The organism is Epilithonimonas sp. (assembly GCF_032054305.1).
Lineage (GTDB): Bacteria > Bacteroidota > Bacteroidia > Flavobacteriales > Weeksellaceae > Epilithonimonas.
Genome location: NZ_DAMBSX010000001.1, coordinates 706,392 through 731,743 on the forward strand (window position 1 = coordinate 706,392; position 25,352 = coordinate 731,743).

The 25,352-nt window shown below is 35.0% G+C and carries 28 protein-coding genes; 18 read left to right on the plus strand and 10 right to left on the minus strand.

Translation table 11 applies throughout. From position 1 onward, the window contains the following. Positions 1-101: 101 nt before the first annotated feature. From RTX21_RS03185 to hisIE, 11 genes are all read left to right on the plus strand, one after another. Positions 102-1,280, plus strand: coding sequence for an aspartate aminotransferase family protein (locus RTX21_RS03185; RefSeq protein WP_312765254.1), 1,179 nt, complete (start codon positions 102-104; stop codon positions 1,278-1,280). 443 nt (positions 1,281-1,723) lie between these two features. Continuing rightward, complete coding sequence (locus RTX21_RS03190) at positions 1,724-2,110, plus strand: START-like domain-containing protein (RefSeq protein WP_074236789.1); 387 nt, start codon at positions 1,724-1,726, stop codon at positions 2,108-2,110. Between the two features lie 51 nt (positions 2,111-2,161). Continuing rightward, the gene (locus tag RTX21_RS03195) at positions 2,162-2,968 is read left to right on the plus strand and encodes an aminotransferase class IV (RefSeq protein WP_312765255.1); all 807 of its coding nucleotides are present in this window, start codon (positions 2,162-2,164) and stop codon (positions 2,966-2,968) included. 229 nt (positions 2,969-3,197) lie between these two features. Next, entirely contained in the window at positions 3,198-4,055 is an 858-nt protein-coding gene (hisG, locus tag RTX21_RS03200) for an ATP phosphoribosyltransferase (RefSeq protein ID WP_312765256.1), read from the plus strand. After that, positions 4,055-5,347 carry a histidinol dehydrogenase gene (gene hisD, locus RTX21_RS03205; protein WP_312765454.1) on the plus strand — a complete coding sequence of 431 codons (1,293 nt, stop codon included), beginning with the start codon at positions 4,055-4,057 and terminating at the stop codon, positions 5,345-5,347. Before hisG ends, hisD begins: the two co-directional genes overlap by 1 nt. Further along, entirely contained in the window at positions 5,337-6,371 is a 1,035-nt protein-coding gene (hisC, locus tag RTX21_RS03210; protein WP_312765257.1) for a histidinol-phosphate transaminase, read from the plus strand. The genes hisD and hisC overlap by 11 nt, the downstream gene beginning before the upstream one ends. A 98-nt stretch (positions 6,372-6,469) precedes the next feature. Continuing rightward, on the plus strand, positions 6,470-7,603 hold the full coding sequence (hisB, locus tag RTX21_RS03215; protein ID WP_312765258.1) for a bifunctional histidinol-phosphatase/imidazoleglycerol-phosphate dehydratase HisB: 1,134 nt from the start codon (positions 6,470-6,472) through the stop codon (positions 7,601-7,603). Continuing rightward, positions 7,600-8,181, plus strand: a complete 582-nt coding sequence (gene hisH / locus RTX21_RS03220) for an imidazole glycerol phosphate synthase subunit HisH (protein WP_312765259.1) — start codon at positions 7,600-7,602, stop codon at positions 8,179-8,181. Before hisB ends, hisH begins: the two co-directional genes overlap by 4 nt. Further along, positions 8,178-8,894: a 1-(5-phosphoribosyl)-5-[(5-phosphoribosylamino)methylideneamino]imidazole-4-carboxamide isomerase gene (gene hisA, locus RTX21_RS03225; RefSeq protein ID WP_312765260.1), complete on the plus strand. Its 717-nt coding sequence runs from the start codon at positions 8,178-8,180 to the stop codon at positions 8,892-8,894. Before hisH ends, hisA begins: the two co-directional genes overlap by 4 nt. Further along, positions 8,894-9,646 carry an imidazole glycerol phosphate synthase subunit HisF gene (gene hisF, locus RTX21_RS03230; protein WP_312765261.1) on the plus strand — a complete coding sequence of 251 codons (753 nt, stop codon included), beginning with the start codon at positions 8,894-8,896 and terminating at the stop codon, positions 9,644-9,646. The genes hisA and hisF overlap by 1 nt, the downstream gene beginning before the upstream one ends. After that, positions 9,643-10,230, plus strand: a complete 588-nt coding sequence (gene hisIE / locus RTX21_RS03235; protein ID WP_312765262.1) for a bifunctional phosphoribosyl-AMP cyclohydrolase/phosphoribosyl-ATP diphosphatase HisIE — start codon at positions 9,643-9,645, stop codon at positions 10,228-10,230. Before hisF ends, hisIE begins: the two co-directional genes overlap by 4 nt. 148 nt (positions 10,231-10,378) lie before the next feature. Here hisIE and pdxH read toward each other — a convergent pair whose 3' ends face one another. Further along, positions 10,379-11,029 (minus strand): pyridoxamine 5'-phosphate oxidase, encoded by a 651-nt coding sequence (gene pdxH, locus RTX21_RS03240; protein ID WP_312765263.1) that lies wholly within the window; start codon positions 11,027-11,029, stop codon positions 10,379-10,381. Between the two features lie 358 nt (positions 11,030-11,387). Here pdxH and RTX21_RS03245 point away from each other — a divergent pair, with 358 nt between their 5' ends. Beyond that, positions 11,388-11,936: a YqgE/AlgH family protein gene (locus tag RTX21_RS03245; protein ID WP_312765264.1), complete on the plus strand. Its 549-nt coding sequence runs from the start codon at positions 11,388-11,390 to the stop codon at positions 11,934-11,936. A 28-nt stretch (positions 11,937-11,964) separates the two neighbouring features. Here the strand turns inward: RTX21_RS03245 and RTX21_RS03250 are convergent, their stop codons facing one another. The 8 genes from RTX21_RS03250 to RTX21_RS03285 all read right to left on the minus strand — a co-directional run bounded on the left by RTX21_RS03250 (position 11,965) and on the right by RTX21_RS03285 (position 19,830). Further along, the gene (locus RTX21_RS03250) at positions 11,965-12,639 is read right to left on the minus strand and encodes a hypothetical protein (RefSeq protein WP_312765265.1); all 675 of its coding nucleotides are present in this window, start codon (positions 12,637-12,639) and stop codon (positions 11,965-11,967) included. Positions 12,640-12,719: 80 nt separating this feature from the next. Next, the gene (locus tag RTX21_RS03255; RefSeq protein ID WP_312765266.1) at positions 12,720-14,117 is read right to left on the minus strand and encodes a RagB/SusD family nutrient uptake outer membrane protein; all 1,398 of its coding nucleotides are present in this window, start codon (positions 14,115-14,117) and stop codon (positions 12,720-12,722) included. A gap of 19 nt (positions 14,118-14,136) precedes the next feature. After that, entirely contained in the window at positions 14,137-16,977 is a 2,841-nt protein-coding gene (locus tag RTX21_RS03260; protein WP_312765267.1) for a SusC/RagA family TonB-linked outer membrane protein, read from the minus strand. Between the two features lie 129 nt (positions 16,978-17,106). Continuing rightward, positions 17,107-17,496: a DUF1398 family protein gene (locus RTX21_RS03265; protein ID WP_312765268.1), complete on the minus strand. Its 390-nt coding sequence runs from the start codon at positions 17,494-17,496 to the stop codon at positions 17,107-17,109. Further along, the gene (locus tag RTX21_RS03270; RefSeq protein ID WP_312765269.1) at positions 17,496-18,335 is read right to left on the minus strand and encodes an alpha/beta hydrolase fold domain-containing protein; all 840 of its coding nucleotides are present in this window, start codon (positions 18,333-18,335) and stop codon (positions 17,496-17,498) included. The genes RTX21_RS03265 and RTX21_RS03270 overlap by 1 nt, the downstream gene beginning before the upstream one ends. A 117-nt stretch (positions 18,336-18,452) precedes the next feature. Then, complete coding sequence (locus tag RTX21_RS03275) at positions 18,453-18,947, minus strand: Smr/MutS family protein (RefSeq protein WP_312765270.1); 495 nt, start codon at positions 18,945-18,947, stop codon at positions 18,453-18,455. A 66-nt stretch (positions 18,948-19,013) separates the two neighbouring features. Further along, positions 19,014-19,508 (minus strand): metallophosphoesterase family protein, encoded by a 495-nt coding sequence (locus RTX21_RS03280; RefSeq protein ID WP_312765271.1) that lies wholly within the window; start codon positions 19,506-19,508, stop codon positions 19,014-19,016. Between the two features lie 19 nt (positions 19,509-19,527). Then, entirely contained in the window at positions 19,528-19,830 is a 303-nt protein-coding gene (locus RTX21_RS03285; RefSeq protein ID WP_312765272.1) for a hypothetical protein, read from the minus strand. A gap of 82 nt (positions 19,831-19,912) precedes the next feature. Between RTX21_RS03285 and truA the strand changes: the two genes are divergently transcribed. From truA to RTX21_RS03315, 6 genes are all read left to right on the plus strand, one after another. Next, on the plus strand, positions 19,913-20,647 hold the full coding sequence (truA, locus tag RTX21_RS03290; protein WP_312765456.1) for a tRNA pseudouridine(38-40) synthase TruA: 735 nt from the start codon (positions 19,913-19,915) through the stop codon (positions 20,645-20,647). 107 nt (positions 20,648-20,754) lie between these two features. Beyond that, positions 20,755-21,342 carry a Crp/Fnr family transcriptional regulator gene (locus RTX21_RS03295; RefSeq protein ID WP_312765273.1) on the plus strand — a complete coding sequence of 196 codons (588 nt, stop codon included), beginning with the start codon at positions 20,755-20,757 and terminating at the stop codon, positions 21,340-21,342. A gap of 423 nt (positions 21,343-21,765) precedes the next feature. After that, entirely contained in the window at positions 21,766-22,533 is a 768-nt protein-coding gene (locus tag RTX21_RS03300) for an alpha/beta hydrolase (protein ID WP_312765274.1), read from the plus strand. Between the two features lie 209 nt (positions 22,534-22,742). Beyond that, positions 22,743-24,491: an ABC transporter ATP-binding protein gene (locus RTX21_RS03305; protein ID WP_312765275.1), complete on the plus strand. Its 1,749-nt coding sequence runs from the start codon at positions 22,743-22,745 to the stop codon at positions 24,489-24,491. A gap of 56 nt (positions 24,492-24,547) precedes the next feature. Continuing rightward, entirely contained in the window at positions 24,548-24,781 is a 234-nt protein-coding gene (locus RTX21_RS03310) for a hypothetical protein (protein WP_312765276.1), read from the plus strand. Between the two features lie 2 nt (positions 24,782-24,783). Further along, positions 24,784-25,089, plus strand: a complete 306-nt coding sequence (locus tag RTX21_RS03315) for a type II toxin-antitoxin system RelE/ParE family toxin (RefSeq protein ID WP_312765277.1) — start codon at positions 24,784-24,786, stop codon at positions 25,087-25,089. 3 nt (positions 25,090-25,092) lie between these two features. On the opposite strand, the gene RTX21_RS03320 is transcribed toward RTX21_RS03315, so the two are convergent. Beyond that, positions 25,093-25,338: a hypothetical protein gene (locus tag RTX21_RS03320; protein ID WP_312765278.1), complete on the minus strand. Its 246-nt coding sequence runs from the start codon at positions 25,336-25,338 to the stop codon at positions 25,093-25,095. Positions 25,339-25,352 lie beyond the last annotated feature (14 nt).

Sequence of the window (25,352 nt, forward strand, 5' to 3'; positions counted from 1 at the left end):
TCTTAAAATTGCCGAACTTTGCAAGAGTTTAGAAGCTCAAATAGCATCAAACAAATAATTGTTTTTTTTCTAAAATCTAATTTCTAACATTTACTTAAAATATGAAACAAGATTTCTTTAAATACCAAGCTCAGACAACACCTTATGCAGCAGGTTTCGAAGTGGAAAAAGCAGAAGGAAGCTATATCTACGGAAAAGACGGAAGAGCTTATCTGGATTTTGTAGCAGGAGTTTCCGCCAATACTTTGGGACATTCTCATCCAAAAGTGGTGAATGCTATCAAAGAACAAGCGGACAAATATCTTCATGTGATGGTTTACGGCGAATATGCCCAGGAAAAACCAGTGGAACTCTGCAAACTTTTAGCAGAAGCCACACCTGAACCTTTGGAAGTGACATATCTTGTTAATTCCGGCGCAGAAGCAATCGACGGAAGTTTGAAATTAGCCAAACGATATACAGGAAGAGAAGAAATCATCGCATTCAAAGAGGCGTATCACGGCAATACACACGGTGCGCTGTCTGTAGCTGGGAATGAATTTCATAAAAGAGAATTTCGTCCGCTATTGCCGATGGTCAGTTTCATTGAGTTTAATAACGAAAGTAATTTTGATAAAATCACAGAGAAAACCGCTTGTGTGATTGTAGAAACCATTCAAGGTGCTGCGGGCTTTATAATGCCAAAAGACAATTATTTCATCAATCTGAAAAAACGATGCGAGGAAGTTGGCGCATTGCTGATTCTTGATGAGATTCAGCCGGGGTTTGGAAGAACCGGAAAATTGTTTGCATTTGAACATTTTGGGATTGTCCCTGATATTCTCGTTATGGGAAAAGGAATGGGCGGCGGTGTTCCTGTTGGTGCTTTTATGAGTTCGAAAGAAATTATGACAAGTCTCTCACATTCGCCGAAGTTGGGACATATTACAACTTTTGGGGGAAATCCTTTGATTGCAGCTGCTTCTCACGCTACTTTGAAAGAAGTTCTGGAAAGCGGACTGATGAATGAAACGGATAAGAAAGAAAAACTTTTCAGAGAACTACTCGTTCATCCAAAAATCAGGAATGTGAACGGAAAAGGATTAATGCTGGCTGTGAATCTAGGTTCTCCAGAATATACTTTGAAAGTCGCTTCAAAATGTATGGAAAAAGGTCTGATTGTTTTCTGGCAACTGTACAGAAACGAATATCTCAGAATCTCTCCTCCACTCACACTTTCGGAAGACGAAGTCCGAAAAGGCTGCGCGATTATTCTGGAAGCTTTGAATGAAATGGAATAATTTTTTTGAACACGAAGAGCACAAAGATTTTTTGACAGCTAAATGTTTTAAATTCACAAAGGCGCCTCGCTTATAGAAGATTTAATATACACTTTGTCATTCCATAGTAATCTAAATAGCTGAGATTCCTACGGAATGACAAATTTCATTTTTAGGATAACTTTTGTTTCAATGTCAAATCTGCAGCCCGACTTGAGCGGAAATCCTTTTTACGCAACGTAGTGGAGTGAAAAGATTGACTACGTCGAACCACTTCGTTAGGTTTGGGAGCGGAAGGCGGATTAAGCTGCCCTAATAATTATAAAAATTAGTATTCATCAACTGTATCCAATCAGCTAATAAAAATCATACATTATTTCTATAAAAAATTTGTATTTCCATAGACATTTTGATTTGGAAATAAGAAATTAATTTATATATTGCGCCACAATTAGAATTAGAATATGGCGAAAACGAAAGTGCAGTATGAATACAATATGCATTGTCTCTCGGAGATATTGTATGAGTATTTGGCAAGTGCAGAAGGATTATCAGAATGGTTTGCAGACGACGTTGTAGAGCGTGGTGACGATTTCTTTTTCAGTTGGGGCGGTGGTCCTGCTGAGAGAGCGACGCTCATCCGTTATAAGCCAGAAAGTTTTGTGAGATTCCGTTGGGAAGAGGACGAAGGAACGAAATATTTCTTCGAGCTTTCTATCGTTATTGATGAGATTACAGACGACCTTTCTCTTAACATCACAGATTTTTGCGAAGATGGCGACGAAGAGGAAAACAAACTCTATTGGGAAAACCTGATAGAAAATCTACAGATAAAATTAGGCGCCGCTTAATATAAATGGATGAACGATTTTTTATCGTTCATTATTTTTTTGTACACAACAATGCAGAAGATAGTTTATACACAAGACAATTTACAATTGCTGAACCGTTCTTTTCTTTTTGGAGATTCGGTTTGGGTTTCATTTTTCATACGAAACGGAAATCTCATCATGTCAGAAGAATCTTATTTTTTCCTGATGGCATCGATGAGAAAAATGAGGTTGAATATCCCTTTAACTTATACATTAGAATTCTTTCAGGAACTTTTCCAGAGAGAAGTTTTGGACAAAGGCATCCAGAACGGAATTGTCCAACTGATGACCTACAGAATCCAAGACGAAAAACCTTTATCAAAATCGGAAACTGCTTTCTTTTTTGAAATTGAGGAGTCTGAAGATATCCTGAATATCAAAGGCAATATCGAATTGGATTTGATTAAGGAAATCAATGTGAATGCTAATCTTTTGAGCAATATTCGAGTTCATTCTGCTGAGAATATTTACGCCGAAATCTATGCGAAAGAAAATGATTTGGATGATGTTATTCTGCTGAATCCGAACAAGAAAATCGCCAGAAGTATCTTCGGAAATCTTTTATTTCTTCAAGACAACGTGATTAAAATTCCAAAGCAGACAGAAGGTGCATACATTTCGCCTTTGATGGAAAACTTTGTCACTTTTGTTCACAAAAATAAATTGACAGAAATAGAAGAAGCAGAAATCATTGCTTTCGAATCTCAAAAAGCCGAAGAAATCTTGAGAATCTCCGACGAAAAAGGTGTTCATTCGGTTTCAAAAATTAGAAATAAAACTTTTGAAAACACGAGATTTTCAGAAATGATTACTCAATGGAAAGATAGTTTTCAGTAATTTTTTCCATAACATCAGAATTATTTAAAAATAATTTCTACATTTGTCCCAACAAAAAACAAAAAATGTCTATACAATTTATGCATCATCACCATCATTTTCACGTTCAGGCGGGAAGGTAATGGTATGTCATAACTTCTAAATATTATTAACCGTCTGAGTAATCAGACGGTTTTTTGTTTCTCAATTTTCCTTGTTGTTTACTCAGACTTTATCTATAAAATCAAAAATGAGTAAACTAAAATTAGCCATTCAAAAAAATGGAAGACTAAGCGAAAAGTCTCTGAAACTTCTGGAAGAATGTGGCATCAAAATCTCCAACGGAACCAGAAAACTGAAAGCTGTTTCTTCTAACTTTCCTTTAGAAATTTTATTTCTTCGTGATGATGATATTCCGCAATATGTTGAGCAAGGCGTTGCTGATATTGGAATGATCGGACTTAATGAAGTTTTAGAACAAAAGAAAAATATTGACCTTGTTCAGAAATTAGGATTTGCTCAGTGCAGATTGTCTTTAGCAATTCCGAAAGAAGAAAATTATAACGGAATCCAATATTTCGAAAATAAAAAAGTAGCAACTTCTTATCCTGAGATTCTTTCAAATTATTTTCAAGAAAATAACATCAATGCTCAAATCGAAAAAATCGGAGGAAGCGTAGAAATCGCACCTGGAATCGGACTTTCTGATGGAATTTTCGACATCATCAGCACTGGCTCTACTCTACTCACGAATGGTTTGAAGGAAGTAGAAACGGTTTTGGAAAGCGAAGCAGTTTTGATTTCTAATAACAATTTGTCTAATGAAAATCAAGAAATTCTAAAGAAACTATTATTCAGAATTAATGCGGTAAAAGAAGCTTCTGAAAGCAAATATATTCTATTGAATGCACCAAATGAAAATCTCGAAAAAATCATCAATCTTTTACCTGGAATGAAATCGCCAACTGTACTTCCTCTCGCAGAAAATGGATGGTCATCCATTCATTCAGTCATCAAAGAAGATAAATTTTGGGATGTGATTGAGAATTTGAAAAATGAAGGAGCACAAGGAATTTTAGTATTAGAAATTGAAAAAATGATATTATGATGAAGCAGTACAAATATCCACAATTTTCCGAATGGAAATCGCTTTGTGAAAGACCTTTGCAAAATCAAAAAAATCTTGAAAGTCAAGTTAAACAAGTTTTTTCTGAAGTTGAAAAAAACGGAGATAAAGCTTTGAAATTCTACACAGAAAAATTTGATGGCGTTGTTTTAGATGATTTCAAAGTTTCAGAATCTGAAATACTTGAAGCCAAAAAATTAGTTTCTGACGAATTAAAATCAGCTATCAAAATGGCGTCCGAAAACATCAGAAAATTTCACAGTTCTCAAGCAGAGGAGAAAAAAATAATCGAGACAATCGAAGGTGTTTTCTGCTGGCGAGAAAGCCGCGCAATTGAGAATATCGGGATTTATATTCCCGGAGGAACTGCGCCATTGTTTTCTACGGTTTTGATGTTGGGAATTCCTGCCAATATTGCAGGTTGTCAAAACATTGCACTTTGTTCGCCTCCTGATATAAATGGAAAAATCAATCCCGCAATTTTGTTTACTGCAAACCTAATTGGAATTAAAAATATTTTCAAAATTGGAGGAAGTCAAGCGATTGGAGGTTTGACTTTTGGAACAGAAACGATTCCAAAAGTTGACAAGATTTTTGGTCCAGGAAATCAATATGTGACTTTTGCAAAACAATTGGCTCTTAATTACAATGTTGCCATCGATATTCCCGCTGGTCCAAGTGAAGTTTTAGTAATTGCTGATGAAACTTCCGTTCCTGAATTTGTTGCATCAGATTTACTTTCACAAGCCGAACATGGAACCGATTCTCAAGTAATTCTATTGAGTAATTCAGAAAAAAACATTGATGGAATTAATATCGAAATTGAGAAACAACTTGCAGAATTACCTCGAAAAGAAATTGCCAAAATTGCTTTACAAAACAGCAAATCCATTTTGTTAAGTTCTATCGATGAAGCGATTGAGTTCTCAAATTATTATGCGCCGGAACATTTGATTTTGGCGATTGAAGATGCAGAAAGTTTCACGAGTCAAATTACCAATGCAGGTTCCGTTTTCTTAGGAAATTACAGTCCGGAAAGTGCAGGTGATTATGCTTCCGGAACCAATCATACTTTGCCGACAAACGGTTTTGCAAAAAATTGCAGCGGTGTTTCTCTGGATAGTTTTGTGAAGAAAATCACGTTTCAGAATATCACAAAAACTGGAATTAAAAACTTAGGAAAAACTATTGAGTTAATGGCGGAAGCTGAAGAATTAATCGCTCACAAAAACGCTGTTTCAATCCGATTAAAATCTTTAGAAAATGACAATTGATATACAAAACTTAGTCAGAAAAAATATTCTGAATCTCAAACCCTATTCTTCCGCAAGAGACGAGTTCAAAGGTAAGAACGGAATTTTTCTGGATGCGAACGAAAATCCTTTCGGAGAACTGAACCGTTATCCAGACCCTTACCAAAGAAAAATAAAAGAAAAACTAAGTGAGCTCAATCAAATTCCTACAGAAAATATTTTCTTGGGAAATGGAAGCGATGAAGTGATTGACTTGGCTTTCAGGATATTCTGCGAACCAAAAAAGGATAAAGTTTTGACATTTTCGCCGACTTATGGAATGTATGAAGTTTCTGCGAATATCAACGATGTGGAATTAACAACTCTTGATCTGGACAGGAATTTTCAAATTGATTTGGAAACTTTAAAACATTATTTTGAAGATGAAAATCTTAAAATCATCTTCATTTGTTCGCCAAATAACCCGACAGGAAACTCCATTAAGAATATAGAATATATTCTTGAAAATTTCAACGGAATTGTCTTTGTTGATGAAGCTTACATCGATTTCAGTCCGGCAGAAAGTTTCAGAAATCAAATCAAAAACTATCCGAATCTCATCGTAAGTCAAACATTCAGCAAAGCTTGGGGAATGGCTTCTGTGAGAGTTGGAATTGCTTACGCTTCCGAGGAAATCATCAAATTCTATAATAAAGTAAAACCGCCTTATAACATCAGTCAGCTTAATCAAGATGCGATTCTAAACACACTTAATGATGAAAATATCAATCTGGTTTCAGAAAATATCAAAATCATTCTGGAAGAGAAAAAACGCTTAATTCAAAACTTGGAAAAACTGGATTTGGTAAAAAAAATTTTTCCCTCTGATACCAATTTTATTTTGATTGAAGTAGATAACGCTGATGAAATTTATCAAAAATTAGTGGAAGAAAATGTTATTGTTAGAAACCGAAATCCAGTCATCAAAAACTGTCTGAGAATAACAATCGGTTCTCCTGATGAAAATGAAAAATTAATACAAGCTCTTCAAAATATTGATAATTAAAACAGACACTTCGACTACGCTCAGTGTGACACCGCTCATCAAACGTTGTCAGGCTGAGGCTCTCGAAGCCAAATAAAATAAAAAGTCCATTAAAAAAAATGAAAAAATTACTATTTATAGACCGCGATGGAACTCTGGTTCTTGAGCCAGAAGATTATCAGGTTGATTCGTTTCAAAAGCTGAAATTTTATCCAAAAATTTTCACTTACCTTTCAAAAATCGCCAACGAGTTGGATTATGAATTGGTGATGGTTACGAATCAGGACGGTTTGGGGACAGATTCTCATCCGGAAGAAAATTTTTGGAAGATTCAGAATTTTATTATCGAAACTTTTGAAAGTGAGGGTGTGAAATTCGAAGACATTTTCATTGATAAAACCTTCGCCAGAGACAATGCGCCAACCAGAAAACCGAATACAGTATTGCTGACAAAATATTTTGATAAAGATATTTACGATTTAGAAAATTCTTTCGTGATTGGTGACCGAATGACGGATGTAAAATTGGGAAAGAACCTTAATTCAAAAGCTATTTTCATTAATAATGATGAGAATTTGGGAGCTGATGAGATTTTAGAAAATGATGATTTGGAAAACGTTATTGTACTGAAAACAACTTCGTGGAAAGCGATTTATGAATTCCTGAAACTCGAAAACAGAACTTCGGAAATCATCAGAAATACCAACGAAACGAAAATCAACATCAATCTGAATCTTGACGGAACAGGGAAATCGAACATCGATACGGGAATTGCGTTCTTCGACCATATGCTTGACCAGATTGCGAAACACGGACAAATGGATTTGGAAATCAAGGTCGATGGCGATTTGGAAGTGGATGAGCATCACACGATTGAAGACACCGGAATTGCACTTGGTGAAGCTTTTCATCAAGCTTTAGGAAATAAATTGGGAATCGAACGTTACGCTTTTGTTTTACCGATGGACGATTGTCTGGCTCAAGTCGCTCTGGATTTTGGCGGCCGTAATTGGATGGTTTGGAATGCAGATTTCAAGCGTGAAATGATTGGAAAAATGCCGACCGAAATGTTCTTTCATTTCTTCAAATCATTTTCAGATGCAGCAAAAGCGAACTTAAATATCAAAGCGGAAGGCGACAACGAGCATCACAAAATTGAATCGATTTTTAAAGCTTTTGCAAAGTGTTTGAAATCTGCCGTAAAACGAGATTCGGAAAAAATGATTTTACCATCAACAAAAGGAATGTTATGAAAACAGTGATTATAGATTACAAAGCCGGAAACGTTCAAAGCCTTCTGTTTGCAATAGAAAGATTGGGATTTTTAGCAAAACTCACAAATAATCCGGATGAGATTTTCAAAGCTGACAAAGTGATTTTCCCGGGTGTTGGCGAAGCGTCTTTCGCAATGAATTCTTTAAAAGAAACTGGTTTGGATTTGCTAATTCCAGAACTCAAACAACCAATTTTGGGAATCTGTCTCGGGATGCAATTACTCTGCAAAGATTCGGTAGAAAGTAACACAAAAGCATTAGGAATTTTCGATGTTTCGGTGAAGAAATTCCCAGATTCAGTTTTGGTTCCGCAGATTGGATGGAATCAGATTTATGATTTGAAATCGGATTTGTTCAAAAATGTTCCTGAGCAGAGTTATATGTATCTCGTTCACAGTTATTATGCTGAGAAAAATGAAAATACAATTGCAATAACGGATTACTCCGAAGCTTATAGCACGGCTTTGCAAAAAGATAATTTTTTTGGAGTGCAGTTTCATCCAGAAAAAAGCGGTGTTTTCGGAAGTAAAATATTAGAAAATTTTTTAAAATTATGAGAATTATTCCAGCAATAGATATTATCAACGGAGAATGTGTCCGGCTTTCCAAAGGCGATTACAATCAGAAAACAATTTATAATTCTAATGTTTTAGAAGTTGCTAAAAACTTTGAAGACAACGGAATCCAATTTCTTCATTTAGTTGATTTGGACGGCGCCAAACAAAACCGAATCATTAATTATAAAATCTTAGAGGAAATTTCTTCAAAGACATCTTTAATTATAGATTTTGGAGGCGGTTTAAAATCCGAAGAAGATATTAAAATCGCTTTTGAAAGTGGCGCAAAACAAGTGACCTTAGGAAGTATTGCTGTCAAAAATCCTGAATTATTTTTAGAAACTTTAGGAAAATATGGTTCAGAAAAAATTATTTTAGGGGCTGATGCTAAAAAAGAAAAAATCGCAGTTTCAGGCTGGTTGGAAGAAAGTGAAATGAATATTTATGATTTCATCAAAGAAAAAACACAAACTGGAATCCAATATGTGATTTCAACTGACATCAATAAAGACGGAATGCTGGAAGGTCCATCTTTTGAACGTTACAAAAAAATAACTGATGAGAATCCAACTATAAAACTGATTGCTTCAGGCGGAATTACTTCTACTAACGATTTAGTTCAGCTAAAATCTTTGGGCTGTGAAGGCGCAATTATCGGCAAAGCCTTGTACGAAAACAGGATTTCTCTTAACGATTTAAAACCATTTTTATAATGTTGGCAAAAAGAATCATCCCTTGTCTCGATATCAAAAACGGTAAAACGATAAAAGGAGTCAATTTTCTGGATTTGAAAGAAGTTGGAAATCCTGTGGAAATGGCAATCAAATATTCTAACCAAGGCACAGACGAATTGGTTTTTCTTGATATTTCTGCAACCGAAGAAAGACGAAAAACTTTGATTCCATTGGTGAGAGAAATTGCAAAACATATTAATATTCCGTTTACCGTTGGCGGTGGAATCAATGCTTTGGAAAATGTGGAAGAACTTCTAAAAAACGGAGCCGACAAAATCACGATTAATTCGGCTGCGATTTCCAATCCCAATCTGATAACCGAAGTTGCCAAACGTTTTGGTTCGCAATGTATAGTTGTGGCAATTGATACCAAATTAGTTGAAAATCAAAATAAAGTTTTTAGTAACGGTGGAAAAATCGAAACCGAAAAAAAATTATTTCCCTGGGCAAAAGAAGTCGAAAATCTTGGAGCTGGCGAAATTCTTTTAACATCAATGAATACCGACGGAACGAAATCTGGATTTGCGATTGACATTACGAAACAACTTTCGGAACTTGTGAATATTCCAGTAATTGCTTCAGGTGGTGCAGGAACAATGGAGCATTTTGAAGACGTTTTTACAGAAACTAAGGCAACCGGAGCTTTGGCAGCAAGTATTTTTCACTTTAATGAAATCGAAATTCCAGAACTTAAAAATTATCTCAAATCCAAAAACTTACCAATAAGATGACCATACAATTTGATAAAAATACAGGCTTAGTTCCCGTGATTATTCAGGATTATCTCAATCTGAAAGTTCTGATGCTGGGTTATATGAATCAGGACGCTTTTGACAAAACTTTGCAGGAAAAACGCATAACTTTCTTTTCTCGTTCCAAAAGCAGACTATGGACAAAAGGTGAAACATCGGGTAATTTTCTGGAGTTAATGGATTGGAAATTGGATTGCGACAATGATACGATTCTAATCAAAGCAAAACCTCTCGGACCAACGTGTCATAAAGGAACGACAACTTGTTTTGCAGAAGAAAATGAGAAAGGATTTTTGTATGAATTACAGCAAACCATTTCTGATAAGATTGACACTAATGATGAAAATTCTTACACTAATATTTTGTATAAAAAAGGTATCAACAAAGTAACGCAAAAAGTCGGCGAAGAAGCTGTAGAATTAGTCATCGAAGCGAAAGATAACAACGATGAATTATTTTTAAATGAATCTGCAGATTTGCTTTATCATTATTTGATTTTGCTAAAAGCGAAAGGTTTTACGATTGAAGATGTTGAAAGAATTTTGAAATTCAGAAGTAAATAGAATCTCTATAAAAATTCAAATTGAAAACAATCCAATAACAATAAAATTTGTCATTCCGTAAGAATCATAACGAAGTGATTCGACAAAGTCAATCTTACAGCTTAGATTCCTTCGGAATCACAAAAATGTGTTTTTAGTTTTTTTGAAATCAAGGTGCTAATCTGGAAATTTTCCAATCAAAATCTTCTGTCAAAGTATATAAAATCCTATCGTGCAGACGGTTGGGTCTGCCTTGCCAAAACTCGATTTCGTAGGGTTTTGCGATGTAACCGCCCCAATTTTCCGGTCTTGGGATTTGTTTGTTTTCATATTCGGTTTCTAAATCTTTGAGTTTGTTCTCTAGGAAATTCCGGTCTGGAATCTCTTGACTTTGTGGGGAAACCACTGCTCCAAGCTGACTTCCTTTTGGACGGGAATGAAAATAGCCGTCGCTCAGATTTTCTGCAATTCTCTCAACATTGGCTTTGATAATAATTTGTCTTTCCAGACTTGCCCAGAAAAAATGAAGACAGGCTTTCTGAGTTTTCTCCAGCGATTGTCCTTTTCGGCTTTCATAATTGGTATAAAAAATAAAACCCTCCCAGTTGTATGACTTCAGCAAAACCATTCTTGTTCTTGGACATCCATCGTCTTCGACCGTAGAAATTGCCATTGCGTTGGCTTCGGAGACTTGTGGATTTTCTTCGGCTTCCAGAAACCAATTGCGGAATTGCTCGATTGGATTTTCTTTGATTTCGGCTTCGATGAGTTGAGATTTTTCGTAAACTTTTCTTTTATCGTGGAGGTTTTCGTTGTTCATTTTATGATTGAGATATTTTAATATTGAATCTTAAACGCAAAGTTCGCAAAGATTTTTTTGATTTTAGGAGCCGCAAAGACGCTTCGCTCATCAATGAAAAACTAAATTAAATGTTAACGTTGGATTCTTTGACAAATTTTTCTTTTTTGCGAAGCGTGCCCGACCTGAGTGGAGCTCTTTTTCTGTTATTGCGAGGATTGAAATGTTCTATTGATGACAAAAGGTTTTTCGCAATGACAGAAAAAAGCGGGAACGGAGGGCGGAAATAGTAGCCCAAAATATTCAATCCAACATAATTTTAACTTAATTTTCGCTTTAATTACTTTTTCAAAAAAATATTTTTTTATAGATTTGATAGATGAATTACTCTTACAAAGGTAAAATTTTAATCTCAACGCCTGATATTTCGGGGGACATTTTTTCGCGCTCGGTGGTGCTGATTATTGAGCATAATGAGAACGGCGCTTTTGGGTTGATTTTGAATAAAAAGAACCGAAATATGAGTTCCCGATTGCTGAATATTTTCAGATTTCCTGTGGATTTGTATGAAGGCGGACCGGTGGAAAATGATAAGGTTTATTTCATTCTGAAAGGTCAAAAAATCACGGAACAATTTTCGGAAATCAATGATGAATTCTACATTACGGAGGATATTGACTCTGTGGTTTCGTCGATTTTGGATGGTTCTACAAGTATCAATGACATCAAGGTTTTTTCAGGATATTCGGGTTGGTCGGCGATGCAGTTGGAAAGTGAAATCCAGCGGAAAATGTGGACGATTGTGGATGTTTACAATCTGGATTACACGCTTCCGAATGACCAGAATCTTTGGAAAAATATTATGCAAAATCTTGGTGGCGAGTTTCTTCTTTGGGCCAATGCGCCGGAGGATGTTTCTTTGAATTAAAAACAGGTTGTTGAGCATGTTTTTTTTATTAATTATTGAGATAACCAATAATCTTTTTAAGGTCTTCTTCTTTAGAGAAAGAAAGTTTGTTATATTTTATAAACTTGTCAAATTCAGTTTTATTTAGAGAAAAATCATTTGTAAATTCTTTCTGATTTTTTGGCAATTTAGAAAAAGTGTTATCTTTTTTAATCAAGTACACATCTTTTTGTTTTGCATAATAATCATTGGCGTCTTTGCTGTATGCATTGGGGCTTTTTTCACCTTTTAAAAGTTCAATTTTTTCTTTTTTAAACAAGGAATATTTTGGATTTTCAACCAATAGAACTAAATATCCAAATCTATTTTTGTTATCATAAGAGTAATTGAGACACTGATAAGTTTTTTTAAGCGTAGGAAAATCGATTTTTAATCCTTCTTCCTTATTAGTGAAATAAACATCTTCTCCCTCTTTGAATTCCATCTCATCGTCGTAGGCATTATATCTTAGGTTTTGTACATTTTTGCTATAACCCTCTATGATTACTTTAGTAAAATCTTTGCCATTAATATATGGTGTCCCATCTATTGTATGCTCTTTTGTAGAAGGCCTGTTCCCTCTCATAAAAAAATTACCTGTTGAAAAAGAGATATTTTCATTTCCAACTTGAGCAAATATTGCATCTGCCACTAGTAAAAAAGCGATTAAAATAATTTTATTCATTGTTTTAAAGTTTTTAAAAACTAAAAAAATTAGAAAGCCACTAATAGTGGCTTTCTTTTTGAAAAATTTGATTTGATATGTTAATTGTCATATCCTGGGTTAGGTAGAACTAGCGTTCCAGCAATATCCGTTTCCGTTCTTGGGATTGGAAATGCATTGAGATTTTGGTCTGTAGACGCAACAGTTGGCCTTGGAACAGCATCTCCCCATCTTCTCAAATCCCACTGACGAAGACCTTCTCCAAGTAATTCTTTCATTCTTTCCATTTTAAGTAAAGGCATATTTACTACAGTAGCAGCCTCTAAACCTCTATTAGTAAGAATTTGGTTGTAATAGGCAAGAGCTTTTTCAGGGTCTCCTCCATTTAATTCAGCTTCAATACCATTTAACAGAATTTCTTCATAACGTAGGATTTTGATATTATCAGCACCAACGGTATTAGTATATTTACCTGTACCATTATTATTTGACAGATATCGTATTGCATTCGCACCCGTACCAGAAACAGTGATTAAACTTCTTCTAATATCTGCTGTAGCATAAGAATTATATGCTGATGCAGAAACCACAATATTTGCATATCCCGCAGAATTAAGTCTTTGTCTATAAGATCCTGTAGAAAGTGACGCATTAATACCTACCGCCAATTCAAAAATAGAATTAGGGGCAGCTCCATTCATTAAAAACTGGAAAGAAGTCTGATGCAATCCCGCAGGAATAACAGAATATTTACCTACTAAATCATTTGTTAAAGATCTAACTTTAGCATAATCGCCTTTATACAAATAATATCTTGACATCATACCTTTAAGCGCATTTACTGTTAAGTCCGCCTTAGTATTCGAATAAGAAGTTCCTGAGGTCATCAGCTGAAGTGCTTTTGTGAAATCTGCATCAATTTGAGCTTCTGTCTCAGCAATAGTTGCCCTTGGCATCAAAGCCTTTGGATCAAATTTAAGAGGTAAAACAATCCCTAAAGTACCATTTGGAATATATTTTTGTCCATAGATTCTGAAAGCATCGAAAAAAGCAATTGCTCTCAAACCATAGGCCTGACCTTGCGCAAATGTTGCAGTAGCTTTGTCTGCAGTTGTTCCCTGAATTGCATTTAGGTCAGAGTTAATAACAATATTTGCTTTTCCAACTACTTCATATATCCTGTTATACGTATCTCTTGCATAAGGATCATTGGATACTTGTGTATAATTATAAACATTCGTGTAATATCCCCCTTGTAAAGTACTATACATCTCATCTGATCTAATTTCCGCATACGCAAGAAAATCAGCACCATAATATTGTGTATTACGCATAGATACATATGCACCTCTTACAAAAGATTGCATCTCTTGAGTCGATGTTAAAGGAGACTGTGTTACTTCCTGATAAAACTCTCTTTCTACAAAATCATCAGAACAAGATACCAATCCGGCTCCAATAAATGCTGCAAAAATTCCTGTTTTTATTATTTTATTCATTTTGTTCAATTTATTCATTTTAAAAACTAAGGTTAACACCAAATAGGTAAGATTTTAAGATTGGTAATGCTAGGTTGGTATAACCAGATACATTAACTTCAGGATCAAATTTAAGTCTATCATCAAATCTGTGAGTCCAAGCATTATTTGCCATTACATAAACCTGCACAGAATTAAGACCGCTTCCATTAAGGAAAGAACCATTAAAGGTATATCCTATTCTAGCATTACTTAATCTGATGAAATCCGAATCATACAAAAATCTTGTTGAAGCAGCATTTGATCTTTTATTCCCTCCTGCTAAGGGTTTAGGGTTATTTGCATTGGTATTGGTTGGAGTCCAATAATCCCCAATAACATCACCATAGCCTGGATATGTAGCCGTGTATTGACCATCACTCCAAGTATAAGCAGCCCAATCATCATATATTTTACCTCCAAACCCGTAAGTAAATAGAAGGTCTAATGAAAATCCTTTATAAGATAAACTTGTATTCGCTCCTCCGAAAAGAGTACTTAAGAAAGAACCTTGTGTCGCCTGCTGAGCTGTATTATAATCGTTGGTTGTTTCGCCTCCTACTCCATTTACATACCATAGCGGGTCTCCATTCGCAGCATCAACTCCTGCCCATTTTCTAAGATAGAATGTACGAACACCTTCTCCTACTCTCAAAGTCGTTGTACCTGTATTAACAGTTCCTCCATACAGTTCTGTAACTTCATTATGCAATGTCGACAAATTACCTCCGATACTCCAACTAAAATCTCCCTTGAAAACATCCGCATTTACGGAAAATTCAAACCCTCTATTGACCAATGTTCCAATATTATCAACCATTACCCCATAAGTATATGTTCCTGTGGCTTCGTTATAGATAACTCCTCCCTGAGAAGGAGAAAGCGGTACATTGTATATCAAATTTTTTGTTTTCTTGTTATAATATTCTGCTGTTAATTTAATTCGGTCATTGAACAAACCAACATCTAATCCAACATTTAAAGGGTTTACAGTTTCCCAACTTAAGTTTGGATTATCAACATTATAATATTGTGCAGCTGCAGTATCATTATAGTTTAAATTATAGGCAAACAATGCATAAGGGTTAGCAGTAATCTGATTACCTAGTTTTCCATAAGAACCTCTAAACTTTAGCATTGATATGGCATCAATGTCTTTTAGGAAATTAATCCTTGCCAAGTCTACCCCTAAACCAGCAGACCAAAAGTCACCTGCCTTTTTACCTGGCATAAACTGAGACAAAATATCTCTTCTGTAAGAACCATCTACTAAAATTAACTTATCATAATCATAATGACCAGTTATCGCATAACCATTTCTGGAATTGATAAACTGTCTACCAGCATAGCCATAAGGCACAACAAAATTAGATAGAGTTTCTAAAGATGGGCTACCAACTGTGATACCAGTTGCAGATAAAAACTTTCTGTCTGATTTATATGCTTCTTGAATCAAGGATGCTCCTATATTATGTAAACCAAATTTTTTGCTATAATCTAATATATTCTGAACATTAAAGTTAAAATATCTGTTAACAGACGTTCTCTGATATCCACCATAATTGAATCCATCGCCGTGAATTGGGTTCCAATATCTATCCTCTTCTACACTAATATATTCGGGAGAGAAAACAAATCTATATGTTAGATTATCTAGAATTTTGTATTCTGCATTCAAATTTGCAAAAGCTCTTAACGTTCCTGCTTGATCATAATTGTTTTCTAATAAATAACCCGGGTTGAATTGGTTATTACTTAATCTTGCAGTTGCAGGGTTCCAATACCAAGATCCATCCGGATTTCTTGCCGGATCTGTTGGTCTATTAAAATATTGAGCTAAAATTGGGTTAGAAAAAGCTCCCCCCTCTGATAATGTACGAGTCTTACCATGAGAAATCTGAAAATCTGAACTAATTTTCAATTTATCAGTAGCCTGATAAGACAGTTTTGTAGTATATGATAATCTTTTGAAGAATGAGTTTCTTATAATACTATTTTGATCAAACATATTTACAGAAGCATAATAAGTAAATTTATCGTTACCTCCTGACATACTTAAATCAGCATTTTGTTGGTAGCCATCTTTTCTCACAATATCTTGCCAATCTGTACTATAAGGTGAACTAAAAATACTTGCATAAGTAGCTCCTGCAGCTCCACCTGCAATTTGTTCAATAGTATAATTAGGATTTGTTGCACCATTATTCAGCATATCTCTCAAATACTCTTTATACTCCTGACCTGTAAAAGCCCTGTGGTTACTTACAGCTTGTTGATTGAATCCAGTATTATATGATAAATTGAATTTTGCCTTTCCTTTTTTTCCAGACTTTGTAGTAATTACAATAACTCCAGCTCCAGCATCTGCACCATAAACAGCAGTTGAGACAGCATCTTTTAAGACAGTTACACTCTCAACATCATCAGGATTCATATTTGCCAAAATATTAGCCGTCGTATTTGCGGTAGTTAAATCACCACTCGCAACTCTCACTCCATCAACAATATAAATTGGGCTATTAACTCCATTAATAGAGGAAACTCCTCTAACACGAACATTGGCAAAACCTCCTGGCTGACCAGATGCCGCTCCTACTTGAACCCCCGTTACCCTTCCTTGCAACATCTTATCAACAGAAGCAACTGGTACATCGTCAATTGATTTTGCTGTCATTGTACTTATTGATCCTGTAACTTCTTGAATGGTTTTTTTCTGACCAAATCCAACAATAACAACTTCTTCTATATTAGCTGTATTAACAGTATCAGTTTTCTGAGCTAATAAAGCTTGTCCTGTAAAAAACAAAACTCCAGCACTCAGAATTTTAAGTTTAACATTCATAAAATTTCTTATTTAAAATTAACAACTATGGGCAAAAGTGTTAATTTTTTTTAAGAAAAAATGATGTCTAATCACATTATAATGGAACTTTAATCCTATTTTAATGTTGCTTTTAATTAAATATTGAAACTAAATCGGGATTTGTTCTTCAAAAATGACTGTTCCGCTTTCTGTATAATAAGTACAGGTCTTGGCATCGATATCGACAATCCATTTGTAAACTCCGCTGTCTGCACAGTCTTTGCAGAACTGGAAAAAATCTGTTCCGCCTTGCTGATGATTTCGTAAATCGGCTAAAAATTTTTCAGGATTTGGAATCCCGTAAATCAATAATGGCGCATATTGCTGCGGTGCAGACACTTTGTAATCATCACTTCCGAGATAATTAGTTGAACCGTCTTCTACGAAAGTCTCAAGACTTTTGACGCCCAATTCTCTGATTGTTTTTGCAAATTGCGGAAATCCTTTTCCGCTTTCCACGTTGGAATGCGCTTCTTTTATTTGTGCGAGTGTAAACATTATTGTAAATTTTTCTGTGTTTTTATTGTTTTTGTTAATTCATTGATTTCCTTTAATAACAACGGAAAGCCTGGTTTTGCCATTGCAACATGGTCGAACCCGTCTTCTTCTAATAATTTAGTTGAAGGATGATTGACTAATTTCAACATTCTTGCCAAATAGGCATTTTCCTCGTAGCGGCCGAGTAATTCCAATTCTCTGTCGCCGGTAATCAAAACAATCGGTGGCGCATCTTTTCTGACGTGAAAAACTGGTGCATATTGATCAATCGTTGGTCGTAATTCCCCAATCCCTTGTTCTTTTCGGATTTGAAAATGTGTGATAGCTTGTCCGCTGAATGGAATCAGTCCGGCAATCTGGTTGGCATCGATTTTATATTTCTGAAGATACTTTTTGTCCAGCGTAATCATCATCGCCAGATAACCTCCCGCCGAATGTCCGGACTGGAAAATCAAGTTCTTATTTCCGCCGTATTTTTCGATATTTTCAAAAACCCAAGCGGTTGCAGCTGCTGCATCTTCTATATAAGCCGGCGCTTTTACTTTCGGTGCCAAACGATATTCTACACTTACAACAGCAATATTTTCGTTGAGCAATTCTTTTGGCAATTCGTTATTTCCGCCTGTTAATCCGCCACCGTGAAACCAAATAACGGTTGGAAAATTTTTGACATTGGTTGGATAATAGAAATTCAGTTTGCATTGGGAATTAATATAAGTATCGGTTTTACTGATTTTTTCAGGATAATAAGAGATGTTGCTTTCGGTTTTATATTCTGTCTGACCAAAACTGAATGCAAACACTAAAATTAAAATAAGACTGAATGGTTTTCTGAACATAATTTTATTTTTTTTAATTTAAACGCAAAGTCCCCAAGGATTTTTTGCTCAATTCAATTTATTAAAGTTACACAAAGTCGTAAAACTTATCAATGTAAGACGATGTAATCTTTAATTTTATAAAAATTTGACTTCGACATTTCCGGATTGATGATAGAAAAAGCCATCGCTGTCATATTCGACATTAGTGAGGCCTTCCAAAACTTCATAAACCATTTTCTGCAAAACGCCGTCGCCGATACCGTGGATGATTTGTAAGGTCTTGATTTTATTCTTTCTGCAAAAATCAATGATTTCCAATAATTTTTCTCTCTGAATCATCAATCTTTCAAAAGCATCATAATCAGAAGGATTTTTGACCAGAAAATTAAAATGCAAATCCAGTTTCAATGGCGCTTTGTTATGTTTTTTCGAAACAACTTTTGAAGTTTCTTTTTTTCTTATAACTGGAGAATTTTCGTACAAATCGGAATCAATGATTGTTAATTTATCCTTAGAAAAATTATAAGTAAAGCCGTGTTCGTCTTCAATCTTCACCTGATTGGCAATAATTGTCAGAACCTTTCCACGAAGATTTTCATCAATGACAGAAACTAAATCTCCAATTTTCATATTAATTTTATTAACCACCCCGTCAAAATTTTCCAAATTTTGCCACCCCTCCAAAGGAGGGGAATTTTATTTTGCGCCAAGTTCAATGATTTCCAAATCTTTGATTTCATCTTTATGAATCGTGAAACGCATCATTGTTCTTACTTTGTGCCAGCCTGATTTCCCACAAGCACCAGGATTAAGATGAAGCAGATTATTCTTTTTATCAAACATTGCTTTCAAGATATGAGAATGGCCGGAAATAAATAATTTCGGTTTCTTCTCAGCAATTTCTTTTTTCGCCAATGGTGAATATCGTTCAGGATAACCTCCGATATGAATCATCAAAACATCAACTTCTTCACATTGGAAACTCAAAACTTCCGGGAAAATCGTCCTGATTTTAGCTTCGTCAATATTACCATAAACACCTCGAATTGGTTTTATTTTTTCTAATTCTTCAATCACAGTCATATTTCCAAAATCGCCACAATGCCAAACTTCATCAGCGTCTTTCGCGTAATCAAGAATTCGGTCATCGATATAAGAATGAGTGTCTGATAAAAGAAGAATACGTTTCATTTTAAAATTAAATTAATGATTAAAGCTGAAAGGAAATTCCATATTTTGAAAAATACCAAATTGCCACAGCAACTGAAATGCCTAGTAGTAGCAAAATTATCATAATCCAAAAAGCCAAAGTTTTAATTCCTTTTTTGTACAAAATTACAAATGTAGTCTGCAATCCAATGAAAAGAATCAGCAGAACGACCACATTCACAAAAATTTGAGTTTCCGTCAATTTCTGACTAAAAAGAAAAACCGAAACCAAAACGAAGATGATGGCCATTAGTTTGATAAATTCAGAAGGATTGGAAAGTTTGTTGGTTTTAAGTGGTTTCATTTTTCAGGATTTTTAGAATCACGAAATTACGAATTAAGATTTTCTTTATAATTAAAAAAAAATCATGAAATTTGCCCTTGAAATGAGATATTTTATAGAGTTTTCTTACAATGGTTCTGTGTATTTTGGTTATCAGATTCAGCCCAATCAGATTTCTGTTCAGGAAGAATTGGAAAAAGCATTGTCAACCATTCTCCGAGAACCTATCAAAACGACTGGCGCGGGAAGAACCGACACTGGCGTGCACGCCAAAAAAATGTTTGCCCATTTTGAAACCGAGCAAAAGTTTGATGAGAACTTAGTTCACAAACTCAATTCATTTTTGTCAGAAAATATCGCCGTTAAAAGGATTTTTAAAGTTCCTGCTGATTTGCACGCTAGATTTAATGCGACTTACAGGACTTACGAATATTATATTTCTCTTGAAAAAAATCCTTTTTCGAAGGATTCTTCCTGGCAATATTGGCGTCAAAAACCGTTGAATATCGACCTGATGAATGAAGCCTGTAAAATCCTTTTTGAATATGATGATTTTACAAGTTTCGCCAAACTGCACACTGATAACAAAACCAATATCTGTAAAATCTACAAAGCCGAATGGGAGCAAATTGGAAACCAATTGAAATTCACAATTTCTGCTGACCGATTCCTGAGAAATATGGTGCGAGCAATTGTCGGAACAATGGTTGAAGTGGGAAGCGGAAAAATCACGCCAAACGATTTGCGAAAAATCATTGAAGACAAGTACCGAAATTCAGCTGGTGTTTCCGCACCTGCACAAGGTCTTTTCCTGGTAGATGTTGGCTATGAGTTTTAGTGTTTGAGAGTCGGAGAGTTTGAGAGTTTTTTATTGAGAATTAAAATTATTTTTATAAATTTAACTGATTGATTATAAAATAAATACCATTTTAAAATCTCAAACTAATGACCGAAATAGAAAAACTAGGTTTCGCTTTGCAACAATTTGCCGGACTTTCGGAAGATGATTTTAAGATGTCTTCGGATTTTTGGTTTGTTAAGAATTACAAAAAAGGTGAATTTTATAATCTTCGAGGGACAGTTTGTACTTATTTTGGATTCATTGTCGAAGGCGTTTTCCGCTCTTATACAATTGACGAAAAAGCAGGTGAAGAAAAGAACGTTTATCTCTATTCTGCCAACGGATTCGTGGTTTCTTTCAAGAGTTTTATCAATCAGATTCCTTGTGATTATTTTACGCAGGCGATGACGGATGCTTCCATTATTTATATTCGTTATACGGATTTGCTTTCGTTGTATCAAAAGTCGCATCAATGGGAAAAATTTGGACGACTCTTGGCTCAGGAAGCTTTCAATGTGACAATGAGTAGAATCGAAGGTTTTCTTTTGAAATCGCCAGAAGAACGTTATCTAGACCTCATCAAACAACATCCTGATATTTTCAATAATGTTCCTTTGTATCACATTTCGTCTTACTTGGGAATTCAAGGTCCGTCTCTTAGTCGGATTAGGAAAAGGCTTTCGGGGAAATAATTTAATTTTTGGGCAGCTTTATCCGCCTTCCACTCCCGCTTTTTTCTCAAAAAAAGAAAAAAGCGGGAGTGGAAGGCGGGCTGCAGATTTCAATACAAATCACAAGTCAGCATAAAGCCAGTTTGTCAATCCGTAAGAAACCTGACGAAATAGTTCGACGAAGTCAATCTAAACTGTTGAGATTCCTACGGAATGACAAACACTATGTTTTAATTTCAGAAAATAATATACTTCATAAATATTTATTTTTCAAAAAGATACGATTTTAACTTGGGTTAAAGTTTTCCTCGTTCAATCTTCTGACCTTTGTATCAGAATTTAAACAAATAAATATTATGAAATCGCTATTGACAAAGTTTCTAGAAATTAACATTAACGAAATGGCGATTGCATAACACACATTAAACAATTAAACATCTTGTTATGAAAACAAAAACAATCGTATTGATTCACGGATTATTCGTCAATAATACAAGCTGGAAAGAGTGGAAAACTTATTTCGAAAATCAAGGTTACACTGTTCACACACCTTCCAATCCAGGGCATGCAGGAAATCCTGTCGAATTAAAAAGAAACATTCCTTCCGAACTAAGAACTGTGAACTTTGAACAGACTTTGAATAATCTTGTAAAATTCATTGATACGCTTCCAGAAAAACCGATTGTTGTAGGTCATTCTTTCGGTGGATTACTGGTTCAGAAATTGATTGAGCTGGACAAAGCTGTTGCAGGAGTAAGTATAGACGGTGCTCCTCCCAAAAATGTAATGGCACCTTTGTCAACTATAAAAATCGTTTGGCCGGTTTTCAATTTCTTCAAAGGAAACAGTCCTTATCTTGGAACAAAAGACTGGTATCACCGTGCATTTTTCAATAATTATTCCAGAGAAGAAAGTGACAAATTGTACGAAACCGTTGCCACTCCGGAAAGTAGAAGATTGGTGAGAGACCCACTTTTGAAGTCAATAGGCAATATTGATTTTAAGAAAGCTCACAATCCACTATTATTCATCGGAGGTGCCAATGATGCTATTTTCCCAGCTGACTTTACTGCAAAAATTGCCAATTCTTACAAAGACAAAAACAGTATTCTGGATTTGAAAATCTTTGAAGGAAGAAGTCATTTCATTTGTGGCGAAAAAGGTTGGGAAGAAGTAGCTGAATATGTTTTGAATTGGATCGAAAAGCAATAAATCTTATTCCATTCTGTCTATTAATAAATTTAGTTAATGGTCGACGTTTCAATTTTTAAAGTCTTATTTTTGCAAAGATTTTTTTCGATTCTGAAAAACATCCGGAATTCTAAGAATAAAATGAAACACCTCTTTACCAAATTTTCTTTTAATTATACTCGTATGATTAAAGGTGTTCCATCTGACCTTAGAAAAATTAATAGAAACAGATGAAACAACAAAATACCTGGGACATTGTAAAACGATTATTTTTAATCGGGATGAAATTTAGGTCGTGGTTTATTTTCACACTGATCATCTCCATTTTTCTTGCAATTGTTTCTACTTACAGACCGATTCTTACTAAGAATGTTGTCGATATAGACATTGTTCAGCTAAAGGATAAAGCGCAGCTGATGAAGCACATCTATCTTCTGATTGGATTGGTAGTTGCAGAAACTATTTTGAACTTTTTCTTGGTTTATTTCTCGAATTTTATTTCGCAAAATGTGATTAGGGACATTAGGGAAAGGCTTTATCATAAATTAATTTATTTCCGGACTGCCTTCTTTGATAAAACTCCGATTGGGAGCCTGGTAACGAGAGCAGTTGGCGACGTAGAAACCATTGCGACAGTTTATACCGATGGATTTTTGATGGTCTTCGGAGACATTCTGAGAATTGTGATGGTTCTTTTTGCGATGTTTCAGGTGGATACCCACCTGAGTATGATTTCGTTAGCAATTCTTCCACTAATGGTTATCATTACAAGAGCTTTTCAAAAAAGACTGAAAGTTGCGTTTGGTTTGGAAAGAAGCTGGACATCCACACAGAATAGCTTTGTGCAGGAACGTTTGGCAGGAATGCCTTTGATACAGGTTTTTAATAGAGAAGAAGCAGAGTTTTCGAAATTTGATAAAATTAATATCGAACTGAAAAAAGCCTTATTGAGAACCGTTTTCATCTTCTCATTATTCTTTCCTGTCGTTGAATTGATTTCGTCATTGTTCATTGGATTCATTTTATTTTATGGTGGATTTATCAAATCTACGCCAGGAGTTATTATTGCTTTCATTCAGTTTATCAATATGTTGATTCGTCCGTTGAGGCAGATTGCAGATAGATTCAATAATATCCAGAGAGGAATTGTCGGTGCAGAACGTGTTCTCGGCGTGATGGACGAAGACCAAGCGATGCCAAATAACGGTACCGTTGCCAAAGACCATTTTGATGGAAAAATTGAGTTTGCGAAAGTTCATTTTGCTTACGATGACAAACAGGAAGTTCTGAAAGGCATTGATTTCACAGTAAATCCTGGCGAAACTGTCGCTATTGTCGGCGCGACCGGAGCCGGAAAATCGACAATTATCAGTTTGATTACAAGATTGTATGACATCAATTCCGGAAAGATAATGCTGGACGATGTGGATATCAGAGATTATGAATTGTATAACCTGAGAAGTCATATTGGTGTTGTGCTTCAGGACGTTTTTCTTTTCCACGGCAGTATTTTTGAAAACCTGACTTTGGGTGATGAGGATATTACACTCGAAAATATCAAAAAAGCGGCGAAAGAAATTGAGGTTGATGAATTTATTGAAAGATTGCCCAACGGTTATGATTATGTGGTTAGCGAAAGAGGTTCTTCTATTTCGTTGGGACAAAGACAATTGTTATCATTCTTGAGAGCTTATCTGTCTGACCCGAAAATCCTGATTCTTGATGAAGCCACTTCTTCTATCGACCACGAAAGTGAGAAACTCATCCAGAGAGCAACTGAAAAAATCACGAAAAACAGAACTTCAATCATCATTGCGCACAGGCTTTCCACCATCGAAAAAGCTGACAAAATCATCGTAATGGACCACGGACTGATTGTGGAAGAAGGAACGCATCAGGAACTTTTGGCTAAGAATGGTTATTATTCTGTGCTTTATAAGGCTCAGGTTGTGAGCGAGGATGGAGAGAAGACGATTTAATTAATTTCAAATTTGATTAAGAATAAATTTGTAATTTTGATTAAAACATATTGAAAATGAATATCGAAACGAGAAAAATAGAATTTGTTCAGGCTTTTCTAAATCTTCAAAGTGAGGAGTTGATTTCTCAGTTCGAAAAACTTTTGAAAAAAGCCAAACAATCTGAAAAAGAGTTGAAGCCTTTTACGATTGAGGAACTTAACGAAAGAATCGCCAAATCTGAAGAAGATTTTGAAAATGGAAGATTCAAAACTCAAGAAGAGTTGGAGAAAATTTCTTCAAACTGGTAGTAATGAAAATCATTTGGACAGATTTTGCAATTCAAAATCTTAAAGATATTTTTGATTATTATTCTAAAAATGCCAATAAAAAAATTGCACATAAAATCCGCAAACAAATTTTGGGTTCTACAAAACAATTGATTCAAAATCCTGAATCAGGGCAAACTGAATTGAATCTTGAAAAATTAAATCAAAAATATAGATATCTGGTTACAGGAAATTATAAAGTGATTTATAAGTTTGTAAAAGATGAAATCAGAATCGTGGACATTTTCGACACTCGCCAAAATCCATTAAAAATTGAACGGGAAAAATAATTGCTAATCCTTGATAATCTTATACCTGAAACTTATTAATCCCGAGGTCAGTATCAGACAAATAATAATGATGATTTTGAGGCTTTTAATCCATAAACAAAGGTCTCTGCCAGTAACGATAGAAATACATTCTTTTGAACTTCCGGTTTCATATTTCAAGCTGACTTGAGTATTGATAATTCCAATCACAGATACCAAAATAACCAAAATCAGAAGACTGATGATGGTATTATACATCGTTTTTCTCATAGTTTATTAGGTTA